Source organism: Micromonospora sp. NBC_01638 (assembly GCF_045209745.1).
GTDB lineage: Bacteria > Actinomycetota > Actinomycetes > Mycobacteriales > Micromonosporaceae > Micromonospora.
In genome coordinates this window covers 5667194-5684739 of sequence record NZ_CP109273.1, presented here as the reverse complement: position 1 = coordinate 5684739, position 17546 = coordinate 5667194, and the positions used below count along the sequence as shown (strand labels likewise).

The 17546-nt window shown below is 71.2% G+C and carries 16 protein-coding genes; 6 read left to right on the top strand and 10 right to left on the bottom strand.

Going from position 1 to position 17546, the window contains the following annotated elements; translation table 11 throughout:
- Positions 1-194 precede the first annotated feature (194 nt).
- From OG811_RS26565 to OG811_RS26555, 3 genes are all read left to right on the top strand, one after another.
- On the top strand, positions 195-1580 hold the full coding sequence (locus tag OG811_RS26565; RefSeq protein ID WP_406069608.1) for a glycoside hydrolase family 43 protein: 1386 nt from the start codon (positions 195-197) through the stop codon (positions 1578-1580).
- A gap of 18 nt (positions 1581-1598) precedes the next feature.
- Complete coding sequence (locus OG811_RS26560; RefSeq protein WP_406069607.1) at positions 1599-3929, top strand: beta-L-arabinofuranosidase domain-containing protein; 2331 nt, start codon at positions 1599-1601, stop codon at positions 3927-3929.
- Between the two features lie 170 nt (positions 3930-4099).
- Positions 4100-4984 (top strand): endonuclease/exonuclease/phosphatase family protein, encoded by an 885-nt coding sequence (locus OG811_RS26555; RefSeq protein WP_406069605.1) that lies wholly within the window; start codon positions 4100-4102, stop codon positions 4982-4984.
- Positions 4985-5041: 57 nt separating this feature from the next.
- Here OG811_RS26555 and OG811_RS26550 read toward each other — a convergent pair whose 3' ends face one another.
- Complete coding sequence (locus OG811_RS26550) at positions 5042-5929, bottom strand: MHYT domain-containing protein (protein WP_406069603.1); 888 nt, start codon at positions 5927-5929, stop codon at positions 5042-5044.
- A gap of 164 nt (positions 5930-6093) precedes the next feature.
- Positions 6094-8895, bottom strand: a complete 2802-nt coding sequence (locus OG811_RS26545) for a DEAD/DEAH box helicase (RefSeq protein WP_406069602.1) — start codon at positions 8893-8895, stop codon at positions 6094-6096.
- 86 nt (positions 8896-8981) lie between these two features.
- On the opposite strand from OG811_RS26545, the gene OG811_RS26540 reads away from it, so the two are divergent.
- On the top strand, positions 8982-9752 hold the full coding sequence (locus OG811_RS26540) for an HAD family hydrolase (RefSeq protein WP_406069601.1): 771 nt from the start codon (positions 8982-8984) through the stop codon (positions 9750-9752).
- 62 nt (positions 9753-9814) lie between these two features.
- Here OG811_RS26540 and OG811_RS26535 read toward each other — a convergent pair whose 3' ends face one another.
- Together OG811_RS26535 and OG811_RS26530 are read right to left on the bottom strand one after the other, a co-directional pair.
- Positions 9815-10213 (bottom strand): hypothetical protein, encoded by a 399-nt coding sequence (locus OG811_RS26535; RefSeq protein ID WP_406069600.1) that lies wholly within the window; start codon positions 10211-10213, stop codon positions 9815-9817.
- Entirely contained in the window at positions 10210-10524 is a 315-nt protein-coding gene (locus OG811_RS26530) for a hypothetical protein (RefSeq protein ID WP_406069598.1), read from the bottom strand. Before OG811_RS26530 ends, OG811_RS26535 begins: the two co-directional genes overlap by 4 nt.
- A 120-nt stretch (positions 10525-10644) precedes the next feature.
- On the opposite strand from OG811_RS26530, the gene OG811_RS26525 reads away from it, so the two are divergent.
- On the top strand, positions 10645-11562 hold the full coding sequence (locus OG811_RS26525; protein WP_406069597.1) for an EamA family transporter: 918 nt from the start codon (positions 10645-10647) through the stop codon (positions 11560-11562).
- Here OG811_RS26525 and OG811_RS26520 read toward each other — a convergent pair.
- The 6 genes from OG811_RS26520 to OG811_RS26495 form a co-directional block, all read right to left on the bottom strand.
- Positions 11525-12448, bottom strand: coding sequence for a diacylglycerol kinase (locus tag OG811_RS26520; RefSeq protein ID WP_406069596.1), 924 nt, complete (start codon positions 12446-12448; stop codon positions 11525-11527). The two genes, OG811_RS26525 and OG811_RS26520, sit on opposite strands and share 38 nt — an antisense overlap.
- A 147-nt stretch (positions 12449-12595) precedes the next feature.
- A complete protein-coding gene (tatC, locus tag OG811_RS26515) occupies positions 12596-13546 on the bottom strand; it encodes a twin-arginine translocase subunit TatC (protein ID WP_406069594.1) in 951 nt (316 codons plus the stop codon).
- An 18-nt stretch (positions 13547-13564) separates the two neighbouring features.
- Positions 13565-13879, bottom strand: coding sequence for a Sec-independent protein translocase subunit TatA (gene tatA, locus OG811_RS26510; RefSeq protein WP_406069593.1), 315 nt, complete (start codon positions 13877-13879; stop codon positions 13565-13567).
- A 171-nt stretch (positions 13880-14050) separates the two neighbouring features.
- Complete coding sequence (locus OG811_RS26505) at positions 14051-14296, bottom strand: hypothetical protein (protein ID WP_272619022.1); 246 nt, start codon at positions 14294-14296, stop codon at positions 14051-14053.
- Between the two features lie 10 nt (positions 14297-14306).
- Positions 14307-15380 (bottom strand): helix-turn-helix transcriptional regulator, encoded by a 1074-nt coding sequence (locus OG811_RS26500; RefSeq protein ID WP_406069591.1) that lies wholly within the window; start codon positions 15378-15380, stop codon positions 14307-14309.
- Complete coding sequence (locus OG811_RS26495) at positions 15377-16375, bottom strand: helix-turn-helix transcriptional regulator (protein ID WP_406069589.1); 999 nt, start codon at positions 16373-16375, stop codon at positions 15377-15379. Before OG811_RS26495 ends, OG811_RS26500 begins: the two co-directional genes overlap by 4 nt.
- Before the next feature lie 128 nt (positions 16376-16503).
- On the opposite strand from OG811_RS26495, the gene OG811_RS26490 reads away from it, so the two are divergent.
- Positions 16504-17511: a cation diffusion facilitator family transporter gene (locus OG811_RS26490; RefSeq protein WP_406069587.1), complete on the top strand. Its 1008-nt coding sequence runs from the start codon at positions 16504-16506 to the stop codon at positions 17509-17511.
- The last annotated feature ends 35 nt before the right edge of the window (positions 17512-17546 follow it).

Sequence of the window (17546 nt, the reverse complement as noted above, 5' to 3'; positions counted from 1 at the left end):
CATGTTACGGAACAACTATGTTAGCGATCACATCGACATGTCCCTATAAGCCTGGCCGTACGCGGAGTCCGCGCGGCAGCACCACCACACCAGACAGCGCGGACGCCTACCACCATCGATGGCCGCTCTGACGCGCTGCCGTTCCGGGCGGCGCTGGCCACCAACCCGTCCCGCTGTCAGAAAGGTCGCCTGCCGTGCCGCTGACCAGACGCGCGTTCACCCTGGGCGCACTGTCCACCGCTGCCGCCACCACCGGCATGCTGAGTCTCCCGCATGCCGCCCACGCTGCGGCGAACACCGCGTACGTCATGGCCTACTTCACCGAAACTCCCCAGTTCCAGGGCGCGGACTACGGCCTGCACCTCGCCGTCAGTCGCGACGGCCTCAACTGGACGCCGCTCAACCAGAACAACCCGGTCGTCACGCCGACAGCCGGCCAGTTGGGCCTGCGGGACCCGTTCGTCCTTCGCAAGCAGGACGGCACCTTCGTCGTGCTCGCCACCGACCTGAAGGGCACCAACTTCGGCCTGAACAGTCAGTACCTGCACGTGTGGGACTCGACCGACCTGACGAGCTTCACCGGATACCGCCGGATCCGGATGCACACGCTGAACACCCACACCTGGGCCCCCACCGCTTTCTGGGACACCGCCCGCGGCCAGTACGCCATCGTCTACTCGGCGAACAACGGCCAGGACGTCTTCCTGGTCAACTACACCAGCGACTTCCACACGGTCAGCTCGCCGCAGGTGTTCTTCAGCCCCGGCTTCGGCGTCCTCGACGGAGACGTCGTCGTCGACGGCGGCACCACCTACCTCTACTACAAGAATCTCGGCAACGGGAACCTCTACGGCGCCCGGTCCAGCACCGGTGCCCCGAACAGCTTCACCACGTACACCAGCGGGCTGTTACAGGGCACCGGCATCGAGGCCCCGCTGCTGGTCAAGGCGATCGACGGCAGTGGCTGGCGGCTGTGGGGCGACTCGTACGGCCCGGTCAACAACGACTACTACGCCTGGTCGAGCGCCGCCATCGGGGGCAACTCGTGGACCCCGATGAACCAGCGCGACTACACGCCGCCGATGAACGCGAAGCACGGCTCGATGATCGGTATCACGGACGCGGAGTACAACAGCCTGATCGCCCGCTGGGGGACACCGAACTGGGTCCGGTTGAAGTCCTCCAACCTGCCCGACCGTTACGTCCGGCACGCCGACAACGTGGCCCGGCTGGACGCGTACCCGTTCGACCCGTACCAGGACCAGATGTGGCGGATGGTGCCCGGCCTCGCCGACTCCACCGGGGTGTCCTTCCAGTCGGTGAACTATCCCGGCTCCTACCTGCGGCACTACAACTACGAGGTCCGGCTCGCCGCGAACGACAACACCTCGGTGTTCCGGGCCGACGCCACCTTCTACCGGACGGCCGGGCTCGCCGACGCCGCCTGGACGTCGTTCCGCTCGTACAACTTCCCGACCCGCTACCTGCGACACGCCAACTACGTGTTGCGCATCGATCCGCTCAGCGGCAGTTCCAGCGCCGCTGACCGCCAGGACGCCACCTTCCGACTCACCCCGTAGCACTCCCGTGGAGGATCCATGTCACCCCTGCCCCTCAGCCGCCGCCACCTCCTTCAGGCCGCCGGAGCCACCGTGGTGCTCTCCGCGACCGGCACCACCATCGCCGCCGGAAGCGCGGCCGCGGCCGTGGTGCCGCCGGCCCGTACGGACATCGGCGTCTCGGCGTATCCGTTCGACCTCGGTCAGGTGCGGCTGACCACCGGCCGCTGGATGGACAACCAGACGCGGACGCTGAACTATCTGCGGTTCGTCGACGTCGACCGCCTGCTCTACAACTTCCGTGCCAACCACCGGCTGTCCACCAACGGTGCCGCCACCAACGGGGGCTGGGACGCGCCGAACTTCCCGTTCCGGACCCACATGCAGGGGCACTTCCTGACCGCCTGGGCGTACGGGTACGCGGTGCTGGGCGACACCACCTGCCGGGACAAGGCGAACTACATGGTGGCCGAGCTGGCCAAGTGCCAGGCGAACAACGGGGCTGCCGGGTTCGGCGCGGGTTACCTCTCCGGTTTCCCGGAGTCCGACTTCACCGCGCTCGAGGCACGGACGTTGTCCAACGGCAACGTGCCCTACTACTGCATCCACAAGACCCTCGCCGGGCTGCTCGACGTCTGGCGCTACACCGGCAACACGCAGGCCCGCACGGTGCTGCTGGCGTTGGCGGGTTGGGTCGACACCAGGACATCCCGGTTGAGCTCCAGCCAGATGCAGTCGATGCTGGGCACCGAGTTCGGTGGCATGAACGACGTGTTGACCGACATCTACCAGCAGACCGGTGACAGCCGGTGGCTCGCCACCGCCCAGCGTTTCGACCACACCGCCGTGTTCAACCCTCTGGCTGCCAACCAGGACCAGCTCTCCGGGCTGCACGCCAACACGCAGGTGCCCAAGTGGGTGGGCGCCGCCCGGGAGTTCAAGGCCACCGGGACCACCCGTTACCGGGACATCGCCAGCAACGCGTGGAACATCACCGTCGGCGCGCACTCCTACGTCATCGGCGGCAACAGCCAGGCCGAGCACTTCCGGGCGCCCAACGCGATCGCCGGTTACCTCAGCAACGACACCTGCGAGCAGTGCAACACGTACAACATGCTCAAACTGACCCGGGAGCTGTGGCTGCTCGACCCGAACCGGACCGACTACTTCGACTTCTACGAGCGCGCGATGATCAACCACCTGATCGGTGGACAGAACCCGGCCGACAACCACGGCCACATCACGTACTTCACCCCGCTCAGGCCGGGCGGGCGTCGAGGCGTGGGCCCGGCGTGGGGCGGCGGCACCTGGAGCACCGACTACAACTCGTTCTGGTGCTGCCAGGGCACCGGCCTGGAGATCAACACGAGGTTGATGGACTCCATCTACTTCTACAACGGCACGACGCTGACCGTGAACCTGTTCACGCCGTCGGTGCTGACCTGGTCGCAGCGCGGCATCACGGTCACCCAGAGCACCAGCTACCCGGTCAGTGACACCACCACCCTGACGCTGTCCGGGTCGATGAGCGGCTCGTGGAGCATCCGGGTGCGGATCCCGTCCTGGGCCAACGGCGCGACGATCGCCGTCAACGGCGCGGTGGAGAACATCGCCACCACACCGGGCAGCTACGCCACGGTCACCCGCACCTGGGCCGCCGGCGACACCATCACCGTACGACTGCCGATGCAGGTCGCCGTCCGAGCCGCCAACGACAACGCCAACGTCGCCGCGATCACGTACGGCCCGGCGGTGCTGGCCGGCAACTACGGCAACACCGCCCTCAGCGCCCTGCCGTCACTCACCGTCTCCTCGATCACCCGCACCAGCACCACCTCGCTCGCGTTCACCGCCAGCGCGAACGGGTCCACGGTGCCCCTCGCCCCATTCCACGACGCCCACGGATACAACTACACCGTCTACTGGAGCACCACCGGCGGCACCACCGGCGGCAGCAGCCGCCTGGTCAACGTCGGTACCGGCCTGGTCCTCGGTATCCAGAACATGTCCACCGCCGACGGTGGACTTGCGGTGCAGTGGGGCGACAGCGGCACCGCGGACCACAACTGGGTGGTCGTCACCGACGGCAGCGCCGTCCGGTTCCGCAACGTCAACAGCGGCAAGGTGCTGGGCGTGGAGAACATGTCCACCGCCGACAACGCTCGGGTCCTGCAATGGTCGGACAACGGCACCGCCGACCACCGCTGGACCCTCGTCGACAACGGCGACGGCACCTACCGGATCCGCAACGTCAACAGCGGCAAGCTGCTCGGGATCCTGAACGGATCGACCGCCTGGGGCGCGCAGGCCGTACAGGATTCGGACAACGGCAGCGCGGACAACCGGTGGAGGCTCGTCCGCAACGCCTGACATCGCACCCGGGCGTGCGGCGGCGGTCCGCACCCACCGAGCAACCCGAGGGGTACGCGCGAGGCGGCGTGTGCCCCTCGGCCGCCCGCGCGGGTTCGGTCGCCGACCGATCGCCGGTAAGATCACCGGCACCTCGGCGAAGACTGTCGCCTGCTCGACCCGGAGTCCGCGTGGCCGACCGTTCGTACCGATTCCTGCGCCGAGCCCTGGCCGTCGGCTGCCTGATCGCCGCCGCCGGACTGCCGGCCGGACCGCCAGCCGGACCGCCGGTGGCCGTCTCCACCGACACCATGGAGACCCCCGAACCCACGATCCTGCGGGTGCTCCAGATGAACCTCTGCAACAGCGGCCGCGCCGGCTGCTACACCGGCCGGTCGGTGGCCACGGCCACCGAGGTGATCAGCGCCGAGGCACCCGATCTGGTCACACTCAACGAGATCTGCCAGGGCGACGTCGCCGCCCTGGCGCGCGTGTTCGAAGCCGTCCACACTGATCGGACCGTCGTGTCCGCGTTCCAGGCCGCCGGCGACCGCCCCAGCGGCGACGACACCCGGTGCCGCAACGGCCAGCCGTACGGCGTCGGGCTGCTGACCCACGTGGAGGCGCCGGACACCCCACGCGCCGTGTACGGCGGGATCCACCCGACGCAGGACCTCGCGGACCCCGAGGAACGCGCCTGGCTCTGCGTCAACGTCGACGGCATCCTGCTGGCCTGCACCACGCACCTGGCTGCCACCAGTCACCGTGTCGCACTCGCCCAGTGTGGCCATTTGCTGGACACCATCCTGCCGGCGATCAGCAGGAGCGCGGGATACGAGCCCAGCGTGCTGAGCGGCGACTTGAACCTTCGGGCCGGCGGGAGCCGCACCGTGCGGTCGTGTGAGCGGCCGGGCTATCAGCGGATCGACGACGGCAGACTGCAACACATCATGGCGACCGCCGACATCACGCTCTGTTGCCGCAGGTCGGTGCCCATGCACGGGGCGACCGACCACCCCGGGCTGCTGGCCACCCTCACCATCGATCGCAGCCGTCCCGGTCGCCCGCCAGCCTGACCCGCACCGGGCGCGGCTGATCGGCGGACGGATGGTCCCTGCGCACGTGACACGGCCTCAGCGGGGCGGCGTGTCCCCACGGGACGGAAACGGCGTACCCGGCTGACCGAGGGTGGAGCGGGCGCGCAAGCCGACCGGATCCGGGGCAGGGGTCGATGTCGCGGCTGCCGGTTCCGAGACCCGCCGCCCGTCCAGGTAGGCGGCGGCAGCCACATCGTCGTCGGTCGGCGCGGCGAGCAGCGCGTAGAGCAGACCGACCACCCCGAAGAGCACTGCCAGCACGATCGGCACCAACAACGTGCTTCCAGTGGCGCCGGTCGTCACCTCACCCACACGTTCGTGGCGGTGCACCGACAACGCGCTCATGCCGGTGAAGTGCATTCCGTTCACGGCGACGCCCATGACCAGCGCGGAGACGAAGATCGCCAACCCCCGGCGGACGGTCATCGCGAGCCACAGCGCGACGGTGGACGCCACGACAGCGATGACCACCGAGAGCGCGACCCGGAGGGTGTCGTAGCCGAGGCTGCCGTTGAGTCGCATCGCCGCCATACCGGTGTAGTGCATCGAGGCCACACCGGCACCGGTGAAGATGCCACCGGCGATCAGTCGTACCGGATTCAGTCGGCCGGTGCCCACGATGGCCAGGCCGATACCGACCGCCACCACGGCGATGGCCGTGCTGGCCACGGTCAGCGGCACGTCGTACCGGATGCGGGTGTTGTCGACGGCGAAGCCGAGCATCGCCATGAAGTGCATCGCCCAGATGGCGGTGCCGCCCAGAGCCCAGGCGGACAGAAGGCCCCACCAGGCCCGCTGGCCCGTCGTACGCGCCGTGCGGATACGCCCCGCGCAGACCAGCCCGAGGATCGAACCGAGCACGGACAGCGCGTAGCTCAGCGCGGGCGTGATCCACCCGTACTCAAAGTGATTAATTTCCGCCACGGCGGTCTCTCCCCATTCGTTACCGGCGCGTAAAGACGGTGCCCGAGCAATGATCAGGGGTGCCTCGAACAGGCACGACAGCACCCCCCGGGCTTTCCGAGGGGTGCTGTCGCGGTGACCGTCCGATGCGTCGATTAGCCAGTTCTAGTGACCGACAGTGATCTTCAGGCGGCGGTGTGGTATGCCAGGACCCCCCGGTTGACGGCGGCGATCGCCTGTCGGGCGGTGGAACGCAGTTCCGGAGACGCGCCGCCAGAGTCGGCAAGTTGACCCAGAAGGTCGACGACCTGTCGCGCCCACCGGACGAAGTCCCCGGCGGGCATCTCACCGTCGATCTCGTGACCACTGCCGAGCACCTTGGCCAGTGCCTCGCCCCGGGCCCACCGGTAGACGGGCCAGGCGAAGCCGAGATCCGGCTCCCGGGTCGCGGTCAGCCCACGCGCCGCCTCGTCGGCCTCGATCTCCCCCCACAGCTTCAGCGTCTCATCCACCGCGTCGGCCACCGGCCCGCGCGGCAGCGACGCCCGCTCGTCGACGTCGCGGCGCGCCTCGAAGACCACCACGGACACCGCGGCGGCCAACTCGGCCGGGGACAGCCCGTTCCACACTCCCCGGCGCAGGCACTCGGCGACCAGCAGGTCCGCCTCGGTCCAGATCCGGCCGAGCATCCGGCCGGCATCGGTGACCGCGCCGTCGCGGGCGAGGTAACCACGCTCGGTCAGCAGCGCCACGATCCGGTCGAACGTCCGAGCGAGGGACCCCGTACGCCCGGAGACCCGCTCGCGCAACTCCTCGGTGTCGCCTTCCAGCCGGCGACGCCGTTCCGCCCAGCGGGCGTGGTCCTCCCGCTCCGGGCACGCGTGGCAGGGGTGGTTGCGCAGCTCCGTGCGGAGCTGGGTGAGCCGGTGGTCCTCGCCGGTCACCTGCCGGGAACGGCCACCCCGTCGGCCGCCGTGCCGGTCCAGGCCGGTGCCGCTGACCTCGGCGGCAAGGTCCCGCCGGGCGGCCGGTGACCGATGGTTGAAGTGCTTCGGCACCCGGATCCGGGCCAGCACCTCGGCGGGGGTGGTGAAGTCGCCGGGACTGACCCGCCCGGCCCAGCGGTCCTGGGTGAGCACCAGCGGCCGGGGCTCACCGAACCCACCGGTCGCCGGGTCCAGCACGACGGCCAGCCCGGCCCGCCGGCCCGACGGCACCCGGATCACGTCGCCGACCCGCAGTCGCTCCAGCGACGTCACCGCGGCGGCCTTGCGCTGGGTCTGCCCCTGCCGGGCAATCGCCTTCTCCCGGTCGGCGATCGCCACCCGCAGCGCGAAGTACTCGTCGAAGTCGCCGTGATGGCAGGCGGCCTCGGCGCCGTACGCCTCGATGCTCTCGGTGTTGCGCTGCACCTGCCGGGCCAGGCCGACCACCGACCGGTCCGCCTGGAACTGGGCGAACGAGGACTCCAACAGAGCCCGGGCCGGCTCCACGCCGACCGTGCCGACGAGGTTCACCGCCATGTTGTACGAGGGCCGGAAGCTGGAGCGCAACGGGTAGGTGCGGGTGGAGGCGAGCCCGGCCACGTGCCGTGGGTCGGTCTCCGGGGACCACACCACGACAGCGTGCCCCTCCACGTCGATGCCACGGCGGCCAGCGCGCCCGGTGAGCTGCGTGTACTCCCCCGGGGTCAGGTCGACGTGCGCCTCGCCGTTGTATTTCACCAGCCGCTCCAGGACCACGCAGCGGGCCGGCATGTTGATGCCCAGCGCCAGGGTCTCGGTGGCGAAGACCGCCTTGACCAGGCCGCGGACGAACAACTCCTCGACGACCTCCTTGAACACCGGCAGCATGCCGGCGTGGTGAGCGGCCAGGCCGCGCTCCAGGCCGTCGAGCCACTCCCAGTACCCCAGGACCGACAGATCCTCGCCGGGAATGGCGGTGACCCTGGACTCGACGACCCTACGGATCTCGGTCCGCTCCTCGGACGAGGTGAGCCGCAGCCCGGCGGCGAGACACTGCTGCACCGCGGCGGCGCAGCCGGCCCGGCTGAAGATGAACAGGATCGCCGGCAGCAGACCCTCCCGGTCCAGGCGGTCGACGATGTCCGGGCGCAGTGGGCCACGCCAGCGCGGGCCACGCCGGCCGGCACCGGGCCCCGCGCTGCGTCCCTCGCCCAACTCCAGCCGCCGCGCGGTCTCCCGGGTGTAGCGCAGCAACTCCGGGTGCACATCGTGCTTGCGGGCGGCGTCGGCGTCGTGGAACAGGTCGAACATCCGCTTGCCGACCAGCATGTGCTGCCACAACGGCACCGGCCGGTGCTCACTGACCACCACGGCGGTCTCGCCGCGCACGGTGACCAGCCAGTCGGCGAACTCCTCGGCGTTGGACACGGTCGCCGACAACGAGACCAGGGTGACCGAGGGGGGCAGGTGGATGATCACCTCTTCCCACACCCCACCGCGGAACCGGTCGGCCAGGTAGTGCACCTCGTCCATCACCACGTACGCCAGCCCCTGCAGAGTGCTGGAGCCCGCGTAGAGCATGTTGCGCAGCACCTCGGTGGTCATCACCACCACCGGCGCGTCACCATTGATCGCGTTGTCGCCGGTCAGCAGGCCGACCTGCTCGGCGCCGTACCGGGCGACCAGGTCGTGGTACTTCTGGTTGGACAATGCCTTGATCGGCGTGGTGTAGAAGCACTTGCGCCGGGGCGGCCGGGTCGCCGCGTCGTCGGCGGGCACCGGATCGTCGGGCCGCCCGCGCAACGCCAGGTGGACGGCGAACTCCCCGACCACGGTCTTACCGGCCCCGGTGGGGGCGCAGACCAACACGCCGCTGCCCCGCTCCAGCGACTGACACGCCTTCCGCTGGAAATCGTCGAGGTCGAACCCCAGGTCAAGGGCGAACTCGTCCAACGCCGGAAACTCTACGGCCTGCGCGGCCCGGCGGCGCGCCGCTGTGTACCGCTCGGCGGGGCTCGACATGGCACCAAGATTAGTGCGTGCCGGGACACGACACCCCACAAGGCCGTCCGGAGGAGCCATCGGGGCCTGTCGGTAGGGTGCACGGCGTGCCGGACCATGCCGAACCGCCCCAGACCCGTCCGCCGGGCAGTGCCGAGGCCCCCGCCGCCCCCAGGGCGTCCCGACGGCCCGTCAAGGCGGTGCTCTTCGACTTCCACGGCACCCTGGCCCAGGTGGAGGAGCCCCGGCAGTGGGTGCTGGAGGCCGCAGCGGCGTGCGGGGTCACCCTGGACCGGGTCCGCGCCACGTCGCTGGCCGACCGGCTGCTCACCGCCGGACGCGCCGGCGGGCCACTGCCAGCGCGGGTGCCGCCCCGGCTGGCCGAGCTGTGGGCCGACCGGGACCTCTACCAACACGCCCACCGGGGCGCGTACACCGGGCTGGCCGAGACCGTCGACGCGGGCATCGAGGGCTTCGCCGACGCGCTCTACGAGCGGTTGTTGACTGCCGAGGGCTGGCTGCCGTACGCGGACACCGCGCCCACGCTGACCGCGCTGCGCGCCGCCCGGGTGCCGGTGGCGGTGGTCAGCAACATCGGTTTCGACCTGCGGCCGCACTTCGACGCCTGGGGGTTGACCGACCTGGTCGACGCGTTCGTGCTCTCGTACGAGGTGGGGCGCTGCAAGCCCGATCCGGCGATCTTCTGGCGTGCCTGCGGGATGCTCGGCGTCGACCCGGAGCAGACGCTGATGGTCGGTGACACCCCGGCGGACGCGGGCGCGGTGAGCGCCGGCTGCGCGGTGCTGGTGCTCCCGGCCGCCGACCCGGGTCGGGAAAACGGGCTGGGCGCCGTGCTCGATCTCGCCCTGCCGGGCTGACCGGTACCAGCCCGGCCCGCGTCGTGGCCCGCCCGGGAGTGGCCTCAGCGGCCGCTGTGCCGTCAGGTCGGGATGCGAATCACCGGTAGATCGCCGTCACCGTACCGGTCCTCCCCGGTGAGGATCGAGGCGTCGTGTTCGAGGACGGCCAACGCGGTGGTGGCCAGATCGGCACGGCCCGTCAGCGTGCGCCAGAAGCTGAGTTCGTGCCAGGAGCGCCCCTCGGTAGAGAGCACCTCGCAGGCGTCCAGGGTCAGCAGCCGCTGCAGGGTCGCCCGTTCTTTTGGGTCGCTGACCATTGCCAGGGCCTCTGCCGCCGTCACGGCGGTGACGCCGAACCTGTTGCGGTCCTGAATGACCTCGTGCAGCGGCTCACCGACGTGCACCGAGCCCGCCAGGTAGGCCAACAGTGCCGACCGGTCCAGCACAAGCCGGACCGGTCGATCGTTCTCGGCGGTCACGCTGCCGGCTGCTCGAAGGCGCCGGCGCCGGCGCCGACGTCCAGTGCGTGCTGACGTGCCCGCTCACGGATGGCATTCCGGCGCTCCGGCGACCACTCGGCTTCAACGGCGGCGCGGCGGGCGCGCGCCTCGGCCACGCCCTGCTCGGTGATGTGGATGCCCTGGTGGGCCAACTCCGCGTCCAGTGCGTCCAGGCGCATACGGTCCCGAACACCCTGCGTGACGTAGGCGCTGGCGTTGGCCTCGTGCTCCAGGCGCTCAGCCACGTCGGGTGGCACGGAGATCGACAGTTTTCGCATGCCGCTGGTCATACCTCGGACGGTACGCCGGTAGCACCGCGTTGGCGACCGTCCACGACCGTGTCGGCGCGCGCGGTCGGTTTCGTGTGGTGGACACCGCCGGAAGGCGGGCGGAGCTGCCCGCCTACCGTCATGCCCGTGACGGAAACCCTGCTGCCCGCGTCGAGCCCGCCGGACACACCACCGGCCCGGCGCGGTGGCGTCGTCGCCGTGGGCCTGGTGCTCGGCGGGGCCCTGTCGGTGCAGTTCGGCTCGGCCGTGGCCGCGCTGCTCTTCCCGCGCACCGGGGTGGCCGGCGCGGTGACCCTGCGGTTGACGATCGCGGCGGTGCTGCTGCTCGTCGTGTGCCGGCCCCGACTGCGCGGGCACGACCGGTCGGCCTGGCTCGCGGCGGGCGCGTTCGGGCTGGCGCTGGCCGGCATGAACTCGCTGTTCTACCAGGCCATCGAACGCATCCCGCTGGGCCCGGCGGTGACTCTGGAGGTGCTCGGGCCCTTGGCGCTGTCGGTGTTCAGCGCCCGGCGACTGGCCAGCTGGGGCTGGGCGGGGCTGGCGTTGGCCGGGGTGGCGCTGCTCGGCCAGGGCGGCTTCGACCGGCTGAACCCGGCCGGGGTGGCCTTCGCGTTCGGCGCCGGGGCCATGTGGGCCGCGTACATCGTGCTGAGCGCCCGGGTGGGCGGCCGGTTCCCGGGCGCCGACGGGCTCGCCCTCGCGCTGGCGCTCGCCGCGCTGGTCACCCTGCCGCTCGGCATCATCGACGGCGGTGCCGTGCTGCTCGACCCGACGGTGCTGGCGCTCGGCGCCGGCCTCGCGGTGCTCGCCTCCGGGCTGCCCTACACCCTGGAGCTGCTGGCGCTGCGGCGGATGCCCACCGCCACCTTCGCGGTGCTGATGAGCCTCGGCCCGGCCACCGCCACGCTCGCCGGGTGGCTGGTGCTGCGGCAGACGTTGACCCTGCTGGAATGCGCCGCCATCGTGCTGGTCATCGCGGCCAGCATCGGCGCGGTACGGGTCAACGCAACAGCCGCACGGCGCCCGGGACTGCGCTGATCGTCACCGGCAGGTCCAGGGAACGTTCCCCGTCGGCGTACGTGGTGATGCCCTCGGCGGTCAGCTCCACCGTGCGGGCACGGAAGCTGCGCACGAGCGGGTGACTGACGTGGGTGCCCTGGTAGATGCGCGGCTTCACCCGGATCAGGGTCCGCCGGTCGACCCGACCCGCCACCACCACGTCGAGCAGCCCGTCGGTCGGGTCGGCGTCCGGGCAGATCCGCATCCCGCCGCCGTACGTCGGGCAGTTGCCCACCGCCACCAGCACCGCGTCCAGCTCCTGCGGCACCCCGTCGAGGCGCAGTGTGTAGCGGCGGGGCCGCAGCCGGGCCAACTCGACCAGGATCGCCAGGTCGTACCGGCGTGGGCCACGCGGCCAGCGCATCCGGTTGGCCCGCTCGTTGACGATCGCGTCGAACCCGGCCGCGAGGACCGCGCCGTACCAACGCTCGGTGCCACCGACGCCGACCATTCGGGCCAGGTCGAGGGTGTGGCTGCGACCGTCGCGCAGCGCTGACGCGATCACGTCCGCCGCCGCCAGCGGATCGGCCGGGAAACCGGTGTCCAGCGCGAAGTCGTTGCCGGTGCCGGCGGGGATCGGGCCGAACGGCACGTCGGTGCCGGCGACCGCCTGCAGCGCCCGGTGCACGGTGCCGTCCCCGCCGATCGCCACCAGGGCGCCAGCGCCATCGGCGACCGCGGCACGGCAGGCCGCCTCCGCCTCGGCAGGGCTGGACGCCGGCAGCAACCGGACCGGCCGGCCGGCGGCGGCCAACCCGTCCAGCAGCCGAGGCAGCAGGGCACGGTGCCGTCCCCGACCAGCGGTCGGGTTGGCGAGCACGGCGACCGGGCCGGGCAGGTGATCGTCTGCGGTCACGGGCAGCACCGTACCGGTCGGACACCCGCCGTTCACAGGGGCGGGTGCCGTCAGGATCAGTCCCGCTGTCGAGGCTCGGGGTGAGGTCGCGACACGACGCCGACGCCGCCCCCGGGAAACGGGGACGGCGTCGGCGGAACGGTTGGCGCGGGGCCGTCAGGTCATGTCGTCGTAGCGCCGCTCGATCGGGGCCGGTGGCGCGATCGGATCCGGTACGCCGATCGGCGCGGTCGCGTCGACCCGTTGCCCGGCCACGACCGGATCCGCGTCGTGCTCCAGCGGCGACACCTCGTCGTCGTCGAGGCCCGCGTAGATTTCCTTGCCGCGCCCACGCCGCTTGTCGTTGAGGAACGCGATGCCCACCGCACCGAAATAGAGCGCGGAGAGGCAGATCGCTAGAGCGGTCATCCCGAACGGGTCCGGGGTGGGGGTGACCACGGCGGAGAAGGCGAAGAACACGAAGATCGCCACTCGCCACCAGCTGAGCAGCCGCTTCGCGCTCGTGATGCCCACGAAGTTGAGCATGAGCACCAGCAGCGGGAACTCGAACGCCACACCGAACAGCAGGATCAGGTTGGTGACGAAGGAGATGTATTTGGTGATCTCCAGTGTTGTGCTGATCTCGCTGTCCGCGATGCTGAGCAGGAACTCCAGGCCCTTTGCCGTGACGAAGTACGCCAGCACCGCGCCGGCCGCGAACAGCGGCGCGGCCAGGGCGGTGAAGACGTAGGCGTAGCGCCGCTCGTGCCGATGCAGCCCGGGCGCGATGAACGCCCAGAGCTGATAGAGCCAGACCGGCGCGGCGACGATCAACCCGACCCAGAGCGCGACCTTCAGGTTGAGCAGGAACAGGTCGGCCGGCCCAAGCTGGACGAACTCACACTTGCCGTTGACAATCCTGGCCTGCGGCAGGTCACAGTAGGGCTGCTGAAGCAGGTGCAGCACCGGCTTGGCCAGCCAGAGGCCGACGCCGAAGCCGATCATGATCGCCACGGAGGCGCGGAACAGACGGTTGCGCAGTTCGCGGACATGCTCGATGAGCGTCATCGAGCCGTCGGAGGCCCGCTCGAACGTGCTCGGGCCGCGTTTACGCAGTGCGAAGGCCACGGTGGTGGGGCCCTTCGGTCAGTTGTCGCGGACGCGGTGCACCGGTTCGACGACCGGCTGCTGCGTCGGTGCCGGCTGGTAGGGCGCCTGCTGCGGCTGCGCGGCGTAGGGCGCCTGCTGCCCGGCGTGCGGCGGCAGCGGCTGGTAGCCGGCCTGCGCGTCGGCCTTCTCGGCGAGGTCGCGGTCGTCGTCCTGCAGGCTCTTGGTCTCGGCCTTGATAATCCGCAGCGACCGACCCAGCGAACGGGCCGCGTCGGGGAGCCGCTTCGCACCGAAAAGCAGGATCAGCACAACCACGAGAACAGCGATGTGCCACGGCCTGAGGGCACCCATGAGAAGCTCCAGTCGCTCTATGTCCGAGGGGTGGTACGCAGCCCATCATACGTGCGGATCGACTGCCTGGCACCCGCCGGGTGGTGGTGGTTCGGCCCGAAGGGTGAAGTCTTGACCAACGCGCGATGATCCGTCAACCGTCGCCGGACGCACGCTCGGGCGGAGGCCCGATCAGCCGCGCTTGGCCTTGATCAACGCGAGCCGCTGCTGCGTGGTGTCGAGTTGACGTTGGACACCCTCGGCACGCTGTTGCAACGCCTCGGCGGTCTCCCGCAGCGCCTCGGCCTCGGCGGCCCGCCGCTGCAACGCCACCGCGGCGCGGCGTAGCCGGGGCAACCGGGTCAGCACCGGGCGCACGGCCAGCGCGAGCGCCACGAGAGGGAGCAGCACCACCGCGAGCACGATCCAGATCAGCACGGCGGTCAGCCTACTGGGTGCGGCCGGCCATTGCCGGGTCGCCCGACGGCACGCCCACCGGACTCGCGAGGTCGGTCGGCCCGGAATCCGACGCGGGCCGCCGGAGCGCGGCTGTGGGCACGGCGTACGCGTCCAGAGCGGCGGCCACCGTCGCCCGCACCTGCTCGGCCAGCTCGACCGGGGCGACCACTGTGGCGTCCGGGCCGAGGCCGAGCACGAACCGACGGGCCCACCCCAGGTCGGTCACCCGCAGGGAGACGAGCCACTGGTCGCCGTCGCCGGCCTCGACCCGCTCGCACGGGTAGTACTCGGTGATCCACCGCTCGCCCCGACCGATGCGCAGCGTGATCAGCGGCAGGTCGGGCGAGGGGCGGAAGACGCCCTCGGTGAGGTCGTGCGGGACAGCCTGCGGCGGAACGGTGGCGGGCTCGGCCAGCTCGGTGATCGCGTCGATCCGGTCGGCCCGGAACAGGCGGACCGCCTCCGCGCGCCGACACCACGCCTCCACGTACGCCCGGCCGCCGACCATCAGCATCCGCAGCGGGTCGATGACGCGCTCGGTGGTCTCGTCCCGGGCCGCCGTGTAGTAGGTGATGCGCAGTGCCTTCCCGCCCTCCACGGCGGCGCGCAGCGCCTCGACCCGCCGGGTGTCCCCGGGCAGCCGGACCGCCACCGGCGCGCCGACCAGGTCCCCCGCGTCCTCGATCTTCGCCAGGGCCCGTTCGACGGCCTCGCGGTTGGCCACCCCGGGCGTCTCGGCGAGCATCCGCAGCGCCACCACCAGCGCGAGGGCCTCGTCGGGGGTGAGTCGCAACGGCCGGTCGATGCCGGCGTCGTAGGTGATCGTCACCCGGTCACCGTCGAACGCCATGTCGATCAGGTCACCGGGACCGTAACCGGGCAGCCCGCACACCCAGAGCAACTCCAGGTCCTCGCGAAGCTGCCGCTCGGTCACGCCCAGGTCGCCGGCCGCCTCGGCGATCTCGATGCCGGGCCGGGCCAGCAGGTAGGGCACCAGGTTGAGCAGCCGGGCCAGCCGATCGGCGGACGCTCGGGAGCCGCCTCGGGCGGCCGGGCGGGTCACCGGGCACCCCCGGTGACGGCCAACTCGTCGTGTCGGACGGCGATCTCCTTGAGTCGTTGAATGACCGCCTCGCGGACCTCCGGTGGGTCGAGCACCCGGATGTCCGGGCCGTAGCCGACGAGGTGGCCGGCCAGCCCGTCCGGGTCGGCGTACGGCAGGATCAGCCGGTCGCCGTCCGGCCCGGTGGTCACCTCCACCGCCCAGCGGCGCAGCCCGGCGGCCCGACCCGGTGCGGCCAGCACGGTGGCCCGGCCGGTGCGCTCCACGGGACCCGACCAGCGGGCCACGTGGCTGATCAGGTCGACGTTGGCCGGCGGCTCGTACGCACCGGGCGCGCCGGTCACCCGGACCGCGCCGACGACCCGGGACAGCCGGAAGCATCGGGTCGCTTCCCGATCCTGGTCGTGGCCGACCACATACCACCGGCCGCGCCAGCAGACCACGCCCCACGGTTGCAGCCGACGACGGCTGGGCGCGTCCCGGTCGGGCACCCGGTAGTCGAACCCGACCTCGCGGCGGTCCCGGGCGGCGGCGGTCAACGGCGTGAACGCCGGGTCGACCGTGACCATCGGCTCCAGGCCGAGGGTGGCCTGCGGGTCCACGTCCACGCCGGCGGCACGCAGCTTGGCCAGCCCGGACGATGCGGCGGCGGCCAGGCCGGCGTGCTGCCACAGCCGTGCGGCGATGCCGACCGCGGCGGCCTCGTCCGGCTCCAGGAGGATGTCGGGCAGCGCGTATTCGCGGTGGGCGATCCGATAGCCGGGCTCAGCGTCGAAGGCGCTCGCCGTGCCGGTCTCCAGGGGCACACCCAGCTCGCGCAGCTCGGCCTTGTCCCGTTCGAACTTGCGCTGGAACGCTTCGTGGTCGCGCGCGTCGTCAGGATCGTGCTCGTAGCCGGGCACGGTCGCGGCGATCTGCGCGGCGGTCAGGAACCGTCGCGTGGACAGCAGGCAGATCACCAGGTTGACCAGGCGTTCGGTGCGGGTCCGCGACACGGGTAGACGCTAGCAGTCGACGCGCCCGCGACGTGCACCCGCGCGGGCGTGCCGCACATCTGTTCGGATCGGGCTCACTCCGGGCCACTCCCCCAGCGCGTCGCCGTCACCAACATAGGGTGACTCTCATGTCGCAAGCGGACGACAAGACCGAGAGCGAGAGCGTCGGCACCGTGGTCGTCGCGGGCGCCGCCAACCTCGCCATCGCGGTCGCCAAGCTGGTCGCCGGGGTGATCTCCGGCTCGGCGGCGATGCTCTCCGAGGCGGCGCACTCGGTGGCCGACACCACCACGGAGGCGCTGCTCTACCAGGCGCTGCGCCGCGGCGCCCGGCCGGCGGACCAGCGACGCCCCTTCGGGTACGGCAAGGAGAGCTACGTCTGGGCGTTCTTCGCCGCGATGTTCACCTTCGTCGCCGGCGCCGGTTTCGCCGTCACCCACGGCATCACGACCATCCTCGTGCACAAGCACAGCGGCGATTTCCTGATCTCGTACATCGTGCTGGGAGTGTCGTTCGTCATCGAGTCGATCTCCCTGGCCCGGGCCGTGCGGCAGGTCCGCAACGAGTCGCGGCGCTGGAAGACCACCCCCCGACGCTTTCTGCGGCTGACCGCCGACACCACCGTCAAGGCGGTCTTCCTGGAGGACAGCGCGGCCCTGATCGGTCTGCTGCTGGCCGGGGCCGGCGTCGGCCTCTCCCACGCCACCGGCGACGAGGTCTGGGACGGCCTCGCGTCGATCCTGATCGGGTTCCTGCTGCTGACGGTCGCCGGGATCCTCGCCAGCAACAACCTGTCGCTGCTGGTCGGCCGAGCGGTGCCGAAGCGGCTACACCACGAGATCGAGCAGGAGTTGACCGGGCTGCCCGAGGTGAAGCGGATCGACACCCTGATGACCATGCAGCTCGGCCCGGACGACATCCTCGTCGCCGCGAAGGTCGACTTCCACGACGAGGCCACCGGCGCGGCCATCGAGGCCACCGCCGACGATGCCGAACGGCGACTCACCGGGCGGTACCCGGAGATCAGTTACGTCTTCCTCGACCCCACCCGCTCGTTGCCCGGCGCCACCGGCCGGGCCCGGCACACCCAGGCCGAGCCGGACCCGGGCGCCGGCGACGAGCCCGACCGCCCCTGAACCCACGGCCACGGCAGCACCCGGGCGCGGACCGG